Origin of the sequence: Microcoleus sp. N9_A2 (assembly GCF_036701775.1) — a bacterium.
Classification (GTDB): Bacteria; Cyanobacteriota; Cyanobacteriia; order Cyanobacteriales; family Microcoleaceae; genus Microcoleus.
This window is the reverse complement of sequence record NZ_JAUBRH010000051.1, coordinates 14,945-27,914: the sequence shown is the minus strand read 5'-3', so window position 1 is coordinate 27,914 and position 12,970 is coordinate 14,945. Positions and strand designations below refer to the sequence as shown.

13 protein-coding genes are annotated in these 12,970 nt (G+C 44.7%); 3 read left to right on the top strand and 10 right to left on the bottom strand.

The window, feature by feature from the left end; translation table 11 throughout:
* Positions 1 to 120: 120 nt before the first annotated feature.
* From QUA44_RS23275 to QUA44_RS23240, 8 genes are all read right to left on the bottom strand, one after another.
* The gene (locus QUA44_RS23275) at positions 121 to 1,773 is read right to left on the bottom strand and encodes a mucoidy inhibitor MuiA family protein (RefSeq protein WP_333254748.1); all 1,653 of its coding nucleotides are present in this window, start codon (positions 1,771 to 1,773) and stop codon (positions 121 to 123) included.
* Positions 1,766 to 2,362 carry a Uma2 family endonuclease gene (locus QUA44_RS23270; RefSeq protein ID WP_333254750.1) on the bottom strand — a complete coding sequence of 199 codons (597 nt, stop codon included), beginning with the start codon at positions 2,360 to 2,362 and terminating at the stop codon, positions 1,766 to 1,768. Before QUA44_RS23270 ends, QUA44_RS23275 begins: the two co-directional genes overlap by 8 nt.
* A gap of 79 nt (positions 2,363 to 2,441) precedes the next feature.
* Complete coding sequence (locus tag QUA44_RS23265; RefSeq protein WP_333254752.1) at positions 2,442 to 3,041, bottom strand: Uma2 family endonuclease; 600 nt, start codon at positions 3,039 to 3,041, stop codon at positions 2,442 to 2,444.
* 41 nt (positions 3,042 to 3,082) lie between these two features.
* Entirely contained in the window at positions 3,083 to 3,973 is an 891-nt protein-coding gene (locus QUA44_RS23260) for a methylenetetrahydrofolate reductase (protein ID WP_333254754.1), read from the bottom strand.
* Positions 3,974 to 4,156: 183 nt separating this feature from the next.
* Complete coding sequence (gene trpS / locus QUA44_RS23255; RefSeq protein WP_333254756.1) at positions 4,157 to 5,167, bottom strand: tryptophan--tRNA ligase; 1,011 nt, start codon at positions 5,165 to 5,167, stop codon at positions 4,157 to 4,159.
* A gap of 236 nt (positions 5,168 to 5,403) precedes the next feature.
* The gene (locus QUA44_RS23250; protein WP_333254758.1) at positions 5,404 to 6,807 is read right to left on the bottom strand and encodes a hypothetical protein; all 1,404 of its coding nucleotides are present in this window, start codon (positions 6,805 to 6,807) and stop codon (positions 5,404 to 5,406) included.
* A gap of 16 nt (positions 6,808 to 6,823) precedes the next feature.
* Entirely contained in the window at positions 6,824 to 7,141 is a 318-nt protein-coding gene (locus QUA44_RS23245; protein WP_333254760.1) for a hypothetical protein, read from the bottom strand.
* A 136-nt stretch (positions 7,142 to 7,277) separates the two neighbouring features.
* Positions 7,278 to 10,508 carry a CHAT domain-containing protein gene (locus QUA44_RS23240; protein WP_333254762.1) on the bottom strand — a complete coding sequence of 1,077 codons (3,231 nt, stop codon included), beginning with the start codon at positions 10,506 to 10,508 and terminating at the stop codon, positions 7,278 to 7,280.
* A 244-nt stretch (positions 10,509 to 10,752) separates the two neighbouring features.
* Between QUA44_RS23240 and QUA44_RS23235 the strand changes: the two genes are divergently transcribed.
* Together QUA44_RS23235 and QUA44_RS23230 are read left to right on the top strand one after the other, a co-directional pair.
* Positions 10,753 to 11,004 carry a hypothetical protein gene (locus QUA44_RS23235; RefSeq protein WP_333254764.1) on the top strand — a complete coding sequence of 84 codons (252 nt, stop codon included), beginning with the start codon at positions 10,753 to 10,755 and terminating at the stop codon, positions 11,002 to 11,004.
* Positions 11,001 to 11,156 (top strand): type II toxin-antitoxin system PemK/MazF family toxin, encoded by a 156-nt coding sequence (locus QUA44_RS23230; RefSeq protein ID WP_333254766.1) that lies wholly within the window; start codon positions 11,001 to 11,003, stop codon positions 11,154 to 11,156. Before QUA44_RS23235 ends, QUA44_RS23230 begins: the two co-directional genes overlap by 4 nt.
* A gap of 88 nt (positions 11,157 to 11,244) precedes the next feature.
* Here the strand turns inward: QUA44_RS23230 and QUA44_RS23225 are convergent, their stop codons facing one another.
* Complete coding sequence (locus QUA44_RS23225; protein ID WP_333254768.1) at positions 11,245 to 12,360, bottom strand: HlyD family efflux transporter periplasmic adaptor subunit; 1,116 nt, start codon at positions 12,358 to 12,360, stop codon at positions 11,245 to 11,247.
* 152 nt (positions 12,361 to 12,512) lie between these two features.
* Complete coding sequence (locus QUA44_RS23220) at positions 12,513 to 12,650, bottom strand: hypothetical protein (RefSeq protein ID WP_333254770.1); 138 nt, start codon at positions 12,648 to 12,650, stop codon at positions 12,513 to 12,515.
* 79 nt (positions 12,651 to 12,729) lie between these two features.
* Between QUA44_RS23220 and QUA44_RS23215 the strand changes: the two genes are divergently transcribed.
* Complete coding sequence (locus tag QUA44_RS23215) at positions 12,730 to 12,957, top strand: secretion protein HlyD (protein WP_333254772.1); 228 nt, start codon at positions 12,730 to 12,732, stop codon at positions 12,955 to 12,957.
* Positions 12,958 to 12,970 lie beyond the last annotated feature (13 nt).

The window sequence follows — 12,970 nt, the reverse complement described above, 5'->3', positions numbered from 1 at the left end:
CCGTCCCCTGACGCTTCCGTAGATGGTGGAGATCCTGCCTTTCTCACAGGATGGAAATAGGGTTTGCTGAAAGAGAAATAAGCTGTAGCTAGGGCTACAGATTAAGAGTGTAAATCCTAATTAAATATCTAAACCAATGACTGTTAAGTCGGGAGGATGTTCGACAACAAACTGGTAATATAACTCTTGCTTGGCTTGCGGCGGCAGAGACATTATCCATTCCAGCAGTCCCATTTCACCTGCTACTATCTTCGGATTAGTGAGAGTCGATCGCACTTTAATTTGTTCATTGCGGCTGACTGGCAATTGCTCTTTTAGTGTCAGGTGTACCTGCACCTGATGCAAGTTTGTCACATTTAAGCGATAAGCGTAACTCATGCGCCGCTGCTGGCCGATCAGTTTTTTATCTACTTGTCTTTCCACTAATTCCCGCTCTATTTTTAATCCTTCGTCTATTCCTAAATTCAGTTTATATTCTTGCCCTGGGGAAACATTTTCTAACTGCACAGTACCCACAAAAGTGTTGTCGCGAAAGATATTTGCTTTACCGGGAAGCAGAGTTGCGCCTGTCAGCGGATTCACAACAACTGCTTGCAAATAGGCAAAACTGACTAATCGCGGAACGGCTATATATTCAGGTTTAAACGGATAATTTTCTCTGAAAACCATCACTTTGTGCGGTGTACCGTCGCTGGGAATATTGGTATTTCCCCCTACTTGAAATGAGACAGTGCCTCCTTCTCTGGATACTTTGGCTGTGGCTGTTTCAGCTTCTCTGGGTTGGGATGCTGTGTCGATTGTAGTGCCTGCAGAGCCAAAGCGCATCTCCCCTTCAAATACGCCTGCATCTCCATAAGAATCTGATAAAGTTTGACTAGAGCGCGCTATTGACTCGGTATTTCGGAATTTGACTGTAGAGTGTAAAGTATCGATAAACCAGGGTTTGAGTTTTGGGGGCAAAGTTCCCATTCCCGGTTTTGCTGTAGATAAAGTCAGCGCTACTCCCGTCCAATCTTCGCCTGTATTTTGATTGACTTCGGCTAGGTAATTGAGATTAATTTGGTTGTTGGTAGTGTTGACTCGCAAGTCGTAAAGGGGAGTCCAACGGGCTCGCATGACTACATAGGAAACTTCTAGTTCAAAATTGCCGCTGCCGCTGGGTTCTATGGCAACTATGATGTTAAAGCTTTGCTCGGAATGGGGAGTTTTTACTTGCCCCAACTGCTGCCGTAAAGCTTCTATTTGCTTGTCTAATTCCTGCTGCTGTCTTTCGTGTTGGGCGATCGCACTTACGTACTTTTTATAATTGCTGCCTAAAAAATTTAGCAATTCCCCGGTTTCATTCAAACCAATCTGCTGCTTGGCGATGCTGCTGGCGATGGAAGCGACACTTTTTTCGCTCAAATTTTCGACAAATTTGAGTTGAATTTTTCGGGAGGCGATTTGAACGTCAATGGCGCGTTTTTGGGTTTCTAATTCTTGGATTTGTTGGGTTAATTCGGCAGTGCGATCGCCCGTAGGTTCGCTGCTAAACACTGTTTCGGTTCGCACTCCCAGCAATCGCACGGCAACTGTACCCGCACCCGTAGCCCTGACTGACTCTGTGTCGAGGGTTGTGGGGAGAGAGGCGATCGCCAATTCGCGCTCGTTTCCCGTCAGGGCTACTGTGCCGCGGCGGGTGATCAGGGCGCGATCGGTATAAACTGTAACTTCAGAAATTTGCGACTCTACTATTTTGATATTATCGCGATCGAGTAAATCTAAATTAGTCATTGCTACTAATGCCTTTACGAAACTCTTTTAGTGCTTCCAAGGGCGAAGCAAACAAAATGCAGCGCTTCAACAAAGATAAATCTAACTCAGGCAGCAATTCGCTGCTAGCAATTCGCTCATAACCCTGTTCTGGCAAGCGGTAAAGTTGCAGAGTTCCGTCTTCCCAAAACCAAACTTCCTGCACACCCATCAGCCGATATTTCTGAAGTTTAATCGGACTGCCGCTAGTAATCACCACCTCAATACACAAGTCAGGAACATCCTTATCTGTCCCAAAACAATAAGACAAATCTGACTGATACTCAACTTGATCTTCAACAATCTGGCTGTAAGCACCGCTGGGGAAAAACTCAATTTCCCTAACTTCAAAGTAGATCGCAAGCAATACGCCAATTATCGATTGAAACGCTTCATGAGGTTTACTAATGCCCACAATTTCTAACACTCCTTGACAATAAAATAACCGCACCCCAGGCACATTCTCAAAACTAGCTTGAATTGCCTTGAATTGATGCCATGTTAAGCCGCGGCAAGTGAAATGCTGCTCGGCTGCGGGAGAAACTGTGGGATTGTCTATAGTTTGAACCATGACTGTCCTGTGGATTTAAAATGTTAGCAACAACTTAATTTTAGCTCAGCGGCTCGATTCCCGCCAAATCCAAAATTTGTCAAGTTTGGCGATCGGTCATTCCTCTAGAAAACTCTTCCAGTGCATCCAAAGGCGAAGCAAATAAAATGCAGCGTTTGAGCAAAGACAAGTCTAAATCAGGCAGCAATTCGCTGTTTGTAATTTGCTCATAACCCTGTTCTCGCAAATGGTAAAGATTTACCATGCCGTCTTCCCAAAACCAGACTTCCGCTACACCCATCAGCCGATACTTCTGAAGTTTAATCGGACTACCGCTAGTAACAACTACCTCAATACACAGATCGGGAACATCTTTTTTATTCCCGATACAATAAGACAAATCTGCCTGATACTCGACTTGACCTTCAACAATCTGGCTGTAAGCACCGCTGGGGAAAAATACAATTCTTCTTTGTATAAAATACTGTCCCATTAGCAAGCCAAGCAGACACCGAATCTCTTCGTGTAATCTTCCAGTACCCACAATTTCTAAAACTCCATCACAATAAAATAACCGCACTCCTGGCACATTTTCAAAGCTGGATTGAATTGCTTTAAACTGCTGCCAATTCAAACCGCGCCAAGTGAAATGCTGCTCGGCTGTGGGAGAAACTGTGGGATTGTCTATAGTTTGAACCATGACTGTCCTGTTTATTTCAATATGTTAGCAACAACTTAATTTTAGCTCAGCGGCTCGATTCCCGCCAAATCCAAAATTTGAGGAATCAAATCTTCTCGCTTGATTGCCATCATGTGAACTCCTTGACACAAATCCCGCGCTAGCTTGACTTGTTCTGCTGCAATTTTTATGCCTTCCTGCAAAGGTGCTGGGGATTTTGCCAAACGGTCGATCGTCTCTTGCGGTATGTGAACTCCCGGTACGTATTTTTTAATAAATTCAGCATTTTTAGCTGATTTAAACAGAAAGATTCCTGCTAAAATTGGTTTGTTGCAGCCAGCAGCAATGTGGTGCATAAACTTATCAAAAACTTCAAAATCTGTAATTAATTGGCTCTGAAAAAACTGTGCTCCTGCTTCTACTTTTTTCTCGAATCGACTTTGCAAACCTGACCAACTGGGGGATTGCGGATCGACAGCGGCACCGACAAATAAATCGGTAATTCCGTCTGTTAAAGCTTTGTCGTTCCAGTCTTTGCCGCCGTTCATTTTTTGAATGACTTGCAGCAGCCGCACTGATTCTAAATCGAATACACTTTTGGCTTTTGGATGGTCGCCGGCTTTGACTGGATCGCCGGTGAGTGCCAAGATATTATGGATGCCTAAAGCGTGGGCTCCCATGAGATCGGCTTGCAGGCCTATTTGATTGCGATCGCGACAAGCAACTTGACAAATTGGCTCAATTCCGTGCTGCAATAGAATCGCGGAAACTGCTAGCGGGCACATTCGCAGCACTGCGCGGCTGCCGTCAGTGATATTAATGGCGTGAACTCTGTTTTTTAGAAGTTCTGCCATTTGAATTGTGTGGGTGATGTCGCCCCCTTTTGGCGGAGCAACTTCGGCGGTAATTATAAATTCTCCGGGGGTGGTGCAGGCTGTGCGAAAACGGTTCATAGTTAGTTGACAGTTGACAGTTGACGGTTGACAGTTGACGGTTGACAGTTGACAGTTGACAGTTGACAGTTGGCAGTTTACAGTTGGCAGTTGGCAGTTACTACTAATGACTAATGACTAATGACTAGCCTTCGACTTCGCTCAGGCTAAAATGACTACTGACTACTGACTACTGACTGCTGACTAATTAGGTAGAGAATAACCGAAAGCGGTTTTCACCTTAGTCAGAGTTTGGTTGGCAATAGCTTCTGCTTGTTCTCTTCCGTGACGTAGTACAGACTCTAAATATCCCGAATCGTCCATTATTTCCTTGTATTTATCCTGAATTGGTTTGAGGGCATTAATTGTCGTCTCTGTCAGCAAGGGTTTAAAATCTCCCCAACCCATGTTTTCACACTCCGTTGCTACTTCTTCCTTAGATTTGCCGGAAAGCAGGAGATAAAGTGTCAGCAAATTTCTAGCTTCGGGGCGATCGGGGTCGTCAAAAGTCAAACCCCTCACGGCATCTGTTTTGCAGCGCTTGATTTTTTTTGCGATCGTATCTGGGGAATCCAATAAATTAATTCGACTTTGTTCGGAAGGGTCAGATTTCGACATTTTGCGCGTGCCATCTGTCAAACTCATTACCCTCGCACCGTCAGTCCGAATTAACGGTTCGGGAAGTTTCAATACTGGCTTTTCTGGTGTGCCGAATTGGTGATTTAATCTGATGACAATATCGCGGGTGAGTTCCAAATGCTGTTTTTGGTCTTCTCCCACTGGCACTTTATCGGCATCGTAAAGCAAAATATCTGCTGCCATTAACACGGGATAATTTAGCAAACCGGCGTTGACATTTTCACCTTGTTTAACTGCTTTTTCTTTAAACTGAATCATATCTTCGAGCCAGTTGATCGGCGTAATGCAGTTTAGCAGCCATGCTAGTTCTGTGTGCGCCGAGACGTGGGATTGCACGAAAATAGTAGAATGTTCTAAATCGATGCCGCAAGCTAAATAAAGGGCGGCGATGGCGTAAGTGTCGGAGGCTAGGGTTGCTGGATTGTGCGGTGCGGTGATGGCGTGCAAATCGACTACGCAAAAGTAGTTTTCGTACTGGCTTTGATTTTCTACCCAGTTGCGAATGGCACCGAGATAATTGCCTAGGTGAAGATTGCCTGTTGGCTGAACTCCTGAAAGAACGCGCTGTTTACCCATGAGGAAAGAATAGAATTGATTTCACATTTCTATTTTGACACGTTATTTGGATCTCAGATGCTGTTTGTTGAAATTTATAAAAAACTGGTGGAATATCACTCGGCGGTTGAAACCGCGTCTACACAAACGAAGTCCGCCTGCGCGGACTAAAGAATAAACAGGGTATTTAAGGCGGGTTATTTTTATAAATGGGTCTAAATTTCACTCTGAAAAACATCCCTGTCAACTGTCAACTGTCAATTGTTTTTTGGTTTAGTGCGCCACCAAGTGATGCCGGCTGCAAAAAGGGCGATCGCAAAACTCAAGGCAAAGGAAAATACAAAGGGATGCCATTGCATTAAAATTGGGATTTGATGGTTTTGGACTGTCTCGAAGAGTTTGTCTGTACCGCTGGATGCGGCGATACCACCGGCTGCTAAACCTACGCCGATCGCCTGTACTGTGCTTTCTAGGCGATCGTCCCGATATTTCTCTTTGTCTTCGCTGTTGCGGAGTGCGAGTTGGTTGGTGCGATCGCTCCTGGCTTGTTCTATTTCTACTATGCCGCGAATTGAGGCGATCGCCTGATCGATTAAGTTTGTCCCGTGGCGGAAATATCCTAAGTCTCCGGCTATTTGCGATCGCATATAAGGAGCCGTTTTTATACTGAAGTTATTTAATATTGATAGTTCTTCCTTATCGATTCCTAGTATATCACAAATTTTAGACAAAATGTCAGTATAATTGTTAAGATTTAGGGCAATTGTATTGTCATAATCTTCGAGTTTCCGCAGCAGGCTAGTATAAGTTACAGCTTTGCTGAAGAGTTGCTTTAGCTGTTCCTGAAATTCCTGCAATTGGACAGAAGTTAATACAGTTCCTCTAGAAAATTGCTGCTGCAATATCTCCATATTTTTCTCAATAATCCGGTATTCGCGATCGAGTTCGCGGTAAATCTGGCGGCTGTCTTGAAAAGCTTTGATAATTTTGTTGCGGTGAAATAGTAGGTCGATAATTTCTTCTTGGCACTTGTTAAAATTTTCGTCGGTTTGTTTGTCGGAAAGCAGCCAGACAAGTAAGTGGCGGTAATTCGCAATATCGCTAATTGAACCGTATTCAAAAATCGGACTACCGAACAGTTTACCCGATCGGTAAAATACAGGTGGCGAGTCGCCTTGGAATAAACTATCGCGACATTTATCGGCGAGGGGTTTGAGGGAATCTAATTTCTCTGGTGGGGGTTCCGTAAGCCATGCAGTAATTAGGAGAGTTTGACCCAAAAAGTTGTCATCGCCATCGATAAGTAAGGCTTGATTTGGGTTAAATTTCTGGATTAGATCGACATCTACATTATCGGCTGTGCCGTCTTCCGGGCAACCTATATTTAACCATAAAGCATAGCTGTCGTGAATTTGTAGCGGTTGGGCAAAACCTTCTATGGGTGGATTGCTGTTAAATGTTAGTGCGACATTTGGCAGCAAATCATCGCGGTAGCTGTGAGAATTTGGCGGGAAAACTAGATTAGGTGTTAGCTTTTCATTGGTGAAGTTGGCGAGGATATTATCGCAGTGTTTCCACAGAGGATTATTGCGGCCATGACTGTCATTGTGCAGTTGGAAAGCGTATAAATAGACATTGGGGGCAGAAATTTTGTCTGTCATATTATTGGCGCAGGGGCTATGAATTGGGGCGGCGTTTTTTGAGATTTTCTGGCAACTCTGGATAGCGGTTTAATAGCCTTGGTTCTTGTGCTTCTTTTTTGGTGGGTTGCGGTTCTGGTTTTCTAATAAAATTGTTGATTTCATCTGTTATTTTAGGATAGTTTGCACACCAATCGCCAATGGCATCAGCTACTTCGTTATTCGATTTATCCGCCATCTGGGATATCGTATTGCTGAGATTTGCTAAATCGTCAACCGCCCCGGCTTGTTCAAATACTTCGGGGTTGGTTTCAAAGACTGCTAGGAAACCGGAAATAAATTGTTCGTCTGTCATTGCAAATTTCTCCTGTGATTATAATGAATTTATCGTTGAAATGATTTAGAACTAAGGTCAAAGAAACCGGGTTTCTCTGAGAAATCTCAAGTGGAAAAAACAATCTCCGCAGAAACCCGGTTTCTGATACCAACGCTTATTGCCCAACAGCACAGAAAGCGGCCCAGTGTACGGGAGACTCATAAGGTTGATAATCCGGTTTGTAACCGCGCCTGTATTTGCCTTGAATTTTCTGTTTGTGTTCGCGACTCAACAACTGCGACGCTTCCACCCATTCTAGCAAATCTTTAACAGTCACACTCCGCAGCCATAACTGAGATTCCCGCAAAGCAATCGCCACAGGCGGGCGATTTTCCCCACGCAAAAGCTCGTAAAATTTGATTGTTAAAATCGCCGTAGATACGTCATTTACAGCCCACAAAGTGCTGAGTACACTTGTCGCCCCGGCATATAAAAAACCGCTGGGCAATCCGATATACTCATCTGTGGTATTCTTGATATCTGTCAACCCGGTTTCGCAGGCGGAAAGAACTACTAAACTGCACTTGATTAACTGCAAATCAAAGATTTCTTCCAGTGTCAAACATTCTGCGATATCGAAATTTTCGCCCCGGCGGGAACGGATATAACGCTTTTCGTCGGAGGGAACCCCCCCCAGCCCCCCCTTGCTAAGGGGGGGAGTTTCTTTACCTCCAGTTTCCTCACTTAGCAAGGGGAAATCCTCTCTTGTCTCCCCCCTTAGCAAGGGGGGATTAAGGGGGGTTACTTTTGCACCAGCTAAGATTAAGGATGATTTTTGGGGATTGAGAAAGTCGAAAAAGCCGTGACAGGAAAAGTGGGCGATATCGGCATTTTGCAAGCTGGCAATTTGTTGCAGCAATACTGTTTTGCTGGCGTTTTGCCGGCTCAATATTTCGGCGGGATTGAAGGATTTGGCAATGGCTTCGACTTCGATGTCGGTGAAGTCTAAATCTTCTGTGGGGTTTTGGATGGCAAAAAATTTGCTGGGTAATGTGTCTTCCGCCGTCAGATTTACCCGCTGGGATAATTGCAAAAGTTGGCAACTGGGTGTGTATCTCACGCCGCCTGGGAAAAGTTCGAGAAGACATCCAGTTTCTACGGTTTTGTCGGCTTTTTGTCGGCTGCTGGTGAGGGCGTGTAGGGGGAATAGGTGCAAGTATCGGAAGGGAACTAAGATTAATTTTTGGCAGTTTTCGGGGAGGCGGGCAATTATTTCGTCGATGTGGAGGATTTGGGCTAATTTTTCCAGGCGGGTTTCTAGCTGGTTTGTCCAATCGTCGCTTTCCTCGGTGTAGCTGTCGATATATTCCTGCTTAAATTCTTCTAATGCTTTCAAGTCTTTATAAGAAGATTGCCAGATATTGGGTTGGGTGGAGTCGCGGGCGATAATGAAAACTTTAAAGTTGTTGTAGCTAATGTACCATTCCAAAATTGCCTCATTTTCAGTTAAGAGATTGCGGATGTTATCGAAACTAATCCGCTGTAATTTTTCCGGGCTGCTGCGGAATTTGTGAAATAATTCTACTAGGTTGCGGGTTTTGCTGCGTTCGACGTATTCTAGGGCAGCAATATTGTTTCCCATTTCGAGGCAAACTTCTACCATTTCCTGATAAAGTTTATCCCATTTTTCAGCTAATTTCTGTTTGTCGGCTTCGCCGCCGATAATGATTTCCCTCCGCATTGATTCGACTGTTTCAATGGCAGAGTTAAAGGTATTGTAAGCTTCTGGGAGTTGGGAATTATTCTGGTAAGCAAATCCGAGATTAAATGAGGTTTCAGTATACTCGATAGGAAATGCCTCGCGGGTGCTAATTTCTAATGATACTTGATAAGCAGCGATCGCCCGTTCCAGATTCTCTGCTTTTTCCCCTCTGATTCTGTAGAAGTAGGCAAGACCCAAATTATGTTGACTCCTTGCCCATTCAAAGGGAAATGCCTCGCGGGTGTAAATTTCTAATGATGCCAGACAAGCTGCGATCTCCCGTTCCTGATTCTCAGCTTTTCCCCCTCTGATTCTGTCGCCGTAGGCAATGCCCAAATTATTTTGACTACTTGCCCAATCTTCAGGAAATGCTTCGCGGGTGTAAATTTCTAATGATGCTAGAGAAGCAGCGATCGCCCGTTCCAAATTCTCTGCTTTTTCTCCCCTGATTCTGTTGCGGTAAGCTTCTCCCAAATTTTTTTGACTCCTTGCCCATTCAAAGGGAAATGCCTCACGGGTGTAAATTTCTAATGATGCCAGACAAGCTGCGATGTCCCGTTCCTGATTCTCAGCTTTTTCCCCTCTGATTCTGTTGCGGTAAGCTACTCCCAAATTATTTTGACTACTTGCCCAATCTTCAGGAAATGCTTCGCGGGTGTAAATTTCTAATGATGCCAGACAAGCAGCGATCGCCTGTTCTAGATTATCAGCTTTTTCTCCCCTGATTCTGTTGCTGTAAGCTACACCCAAATTATTTTGACTTCTTGCCCAATTTTCGGGAAATGCCTCGCGGGTGTAAATTTCTAATGATGCTAGAAAAGCAGCGATCGCCCGTTCCTGATTCTCAGCTTTTTCCCCTCTAATTCTGTATAAGTAGGCAGCGCCTAGACTATTTTGACTGCTTGCCCAATTTTCAGGAAATGCTTCGCGGGTGTAAATTTCTAATGATGCCAGAAAAGCAGCGATCGCCCGTTCCAAATTCTCTGCTTTTTCTCCCCTGATTCTCTTGAGGTAAGCTTCTCCCAAATTTTTTTGACTCTTTGCGCAATCTTCAGGAAATGCTTCGCGGGTGCGAATTTCTAATGATGCCAGAAAAGCAGCGATCGCCCGTTCCTGATTCTCAGCTTTTTCCCCTCTGATTCTGCATAAGTAGGCAGCCCCCAAATTATTTTGACTCCTTGCCCATTCAAAAGGAAATGCCTCGCGGGTGTAAATTTCTAATGACGCCAGAAAAGCAGCGATCGCCCGTTCCAGATTCTCTGCTTTTTCTCCTCTGATTCTGCATAAGTAGGCAACGCCTAGACTATTTTGAAATCTCGCCCACTTTTCTGAGTAAGCTTCGCTACTAACAATAGTTAATCCACTCTCCAGACAAGCAATCGCTGCCTCTAAACTATTTGTCCGACTGCCTTGTCGCAGGTTATAAAAGCTCTTAGCCAAGCCGTGTAAAATATTCGCAACATTGTAAGCTGGTTCTGCATCTAAGGTTGCCAGAGTTTGTATTGCCCACTCTCGCAAAAACTGGGCAAAATTATCATCTATTAATTCTAGGTGAGCTCGCAGGATGGGGATTTGTTCTTCGCTGGGACAAGTGAGGAGAGAATCAATCAGATTGAGATAAGCTTCGCGGCGTGCTTCGTTCATTGCTTACAACCCATGTTTTTAGAATTTTACATTCTTTGTCGGGGAAAAACAAGGGGAAAACCCGACTTGCTGAATCGTCTGGAGTCGTTGGAGTCTGTGTCGCAAGCTGCTACGCAACTATGTCGTATAATATAGAGACAAGATAAGTAAGCGATCGCAATAATGAATCTATTCGGAATGGGCCCGGTCTCATTCAAACAAATCTCGATGATTTGCGATGGGCCAAAAACAAGAGGAAACTAAAATGATTTCACAAACTTTAGTAGAAATTGAACGTTCTATTAGTTCCCTGTCGATAGAAGAACAACTTTGGCTGCTGGAACGGATCGCTTGCCGAGTGCGGGAGAAAACTTACATAGCTAATAAACTCGCTAATGCTAAATACCTGGAAGCAGAGATAGCCGAGATGGCCAACGATCCAGATATTCAAATTGAGATTGCTGCGATCGATCAAGAGTTTATTGTGGCAGAAATGGATGGTTTAGAAGCACTATGAGCATTCAGCGAGGGAAAATTTATTTTGTCAATCTTAACCCAGTTCATGGAAAAGAACAAGCTGGAATGCGACCTGTTTTGGTGCTTTCCATTGATACTATTAACCAGTTAATCTATCTATTGATTATAGACGTAATTAGACTCGGCGGTTGAAACCGCGTCTACACCAACAAAACCCGGATGGTGCGCGGGTTGAAGAGTGTACGGTTTCAACCGCAGTCTCAAAATAACTAATTACTAATTACATATCTGTCATTAATCTTGCTTTCCGCAACACAAATGTTAACACTGTTTCTTGACCGGTAATAATATCAGCCCTTCCTTCCATTCCAGATTGAATCGCATATTGACGCGGCTCATTTGTTTGGGAACCTCCGAAGAAGTTACCGCTAGAAGATGTGATTCTGGTTAAATAAGTTTGTTGGGGCTTAATCGAAACTTCGTAATAAGATCCACCTGAGTTATTGGCGGGATTTTGAGGGGCGATCGCATCTGGGGCGATTTCGCTGACAGTTCCTTTCAATGTCCCGTAGTCGGGGAAAGGCAAAGCCGAAATCCGGATCTGTACGGGTTGGCCGATTTGGATGCGAGCGATGTCTTGGGATGTGACTTTGGCTTTGACTACCAGGGGTACGTCGCTGGGGACGATTTGGGCGATCGCGCTTCCGGCTTGCACAGTTTGACCGGTATTTTGTACTTCCAATTTGAGAATTGTACCATCAGCGGGGGCGCGGATCACGCTATTTTTGAGTTGTGACTCAACTTGATTTAGCTGTTTTTTAGCTTGAGTCAATTGTTGTTGGATGGTCGATCGCTTGACGAGCAAAACCCGCCGACTTCTACCCAGTTTCTCGGCAACATCCGGCAGCGATGCGGCGATTTTGACTAAAGCGGATTCGACTAATTCCTGTTCGGCGGAACTTCCACTTTCGATGCTTTTAAGTTTGGCGCTGGCCAAAATTTGATTTTCTAAGTCGCGCAGTTGCTGGTTGATTTGCTGTGCTGCTGCTTGAGACTGATTAATAATGTCTTGGAATTGCTTGTTTCGATCGCCCAAACGCGAACCGTCTACAACTGCGATCGCATCTCCGGCTTTCACTGTCTGATTTTCGCTGACAGCAATGCTTTCGACGGTTCCTTCGGTGGCCGCTTCCACGACGCGCACTTCTCCGGCGGGACGGACGATCGCCTCTGCTTTGACTGTGGCGCTGTATTTGGTGACGCTTGCAAGGGCGATCGCCCCGCCAAAGGTGGCCACCATCAAAATTCCCCCCAAACTTGTCCAGCGGCTGACAGGGGGCAAAAACTGGTCGTTATCAAAGGTTTCTGCGGGTGTGGGTTCGGTAGTGCGAGGCATGGCGGCTATTGGGGGTGAGGGGAATCGTTTTGATATTAGTTCTAAAATCTCAAATCTCAAATCTCAAATGGTATGAGTTGGAAGAGGGTGAGATCGATCGCCTAATTCTTTTGTCACATTTATTTTCAGCTTTCCGGATACCAAGCATAGGTTTAGAAGTCTAAATCAAAATTCATAGGGTCAAGGTAAGAATCCGTACAGCTTTGCCCTTCGTACCCGCAAACTTCCTCAAACGTCAAAACTGGTAAGTCAAGCGGGCAATCAGCATCAAAATACGGTGTTTCAGGCATCAGTTTTGGCGCTGTTACCGGGTTTTCATTGTATATGCACGTAAGTAAGTAAGTAGATAGGTATTTATAGGAGTTACTCATGCCAGAAAATTTACAAGATTCACTGTTCACTGAACTAACCGATCGAGAATCTGCGACTGTTAGCGGCGGCAGCATTACCAGCGGTCTCAACGGCGCTAACACCAACAGTAACAGCGCTAACAGTAGCATCAATGGCGTCAATCTGCTATTTTTCATACCGCAGCCGAGCCAGCTTTATCTGTACGATCCAATGCGCGATCGCCCTTACAAAACCCTAGTGGTTTAGATAAATGAGTCAG

Excerpts from the sequence above, each read along its gene's own strand:
- QUA44_RS23275 (WP_333254748.1), bottom strand. The coding sequence starts at position 1,773 with ATGACTAATTTAGATTTACTCGATCGCGATAATATCAAAATAGTAGAG.
- QUA44_RS23270 (WP_333254750.1), bottom strand. The coding sequence starts at position 2,362 with ATGGTTCAAACTATAGACAATCCCACAGTTTCTCCCGCAGCCGAGCAG.
- QUA44_RS23265 (WP_333254752.1), bottom strand. The coding sequence starts at position 3,041 with ATGGTTCAAACTATAGACAATCCCACAGTTTCTCCCACAGCCGAGCAG.
- QUA44_RS23260 (WP_333254754.1), bottom strand. The coding sequence starts at position 3,973 with ATGAACCGTTTTCGCACAGCCTGCACCACCCCCGGAGAATTTATAATT.
- trpS (WP_333254756.1), bottom strand. The coding sequence starts at position 5,167 with ATGGGTAAACAGCGCGTTCTTTCAGGAGTTCAGCCAACAGGCAATCTT.
- QUA44_RS23250 (WP_333254758.1), bottom strand. The coding sequence starts at position 6,807 with ATGACAGACAAAATTTCTGCCCCCAATGTCTATTTATACGCTTTCCAA.
- QUA44_RS23245 (WP_333254760.1), bottom strand. The coding sequence starts at position 7,141 with ATGACAGACGAACAATTTATTTCCGGTTTCCTAGCAGTCTTTGAAACC.
- QUA44_RS23240 (WP_333254762.1), bottom strand. The coding sequence starts at position 10,508 with ATGAACGAAGCACGCCGCGAAGCTTATCTCAATCTGATTGATTCTCTC.
- QUA44_RS23235 (WP_333254764.1), top strand. The coding sequence starts at position 10,753 with ATGATTTCACAAACTTTAGTAGAAATTGAACGTTCTATTAGTTCCCTG.
- QUA44_RS23230 (WP_333254766.1), top strand. The coding sequence starts at position 11,001 with ATGAGCATTCAGCGAGGGAAAATTTATTTTGTCAATCTTAACCCAGTT.
- QUA44_RS23225 (WP_333254768.1), bottom strand. The coding sequence starts at position 12,360 with ATGCCTCGCACTACCGAACCCACACCCGCAGAAACCTTTGATAACGAC.
- QUA44_RS23220 (WP_333254770.1), bottom strand. The coding sequence starts at position 12,650 with ATGCCTGAAACACCGTATTTTGATGCTGATTGCCCGCTTGACTTACCA.
- QUA44_RS23215 (WP_333254772.1), top strand. The coding sequence starts at position 12,730 with ATGCCAGAAAATTTACAAGATTCACTGTTCACTGAACTAACCGATCGA.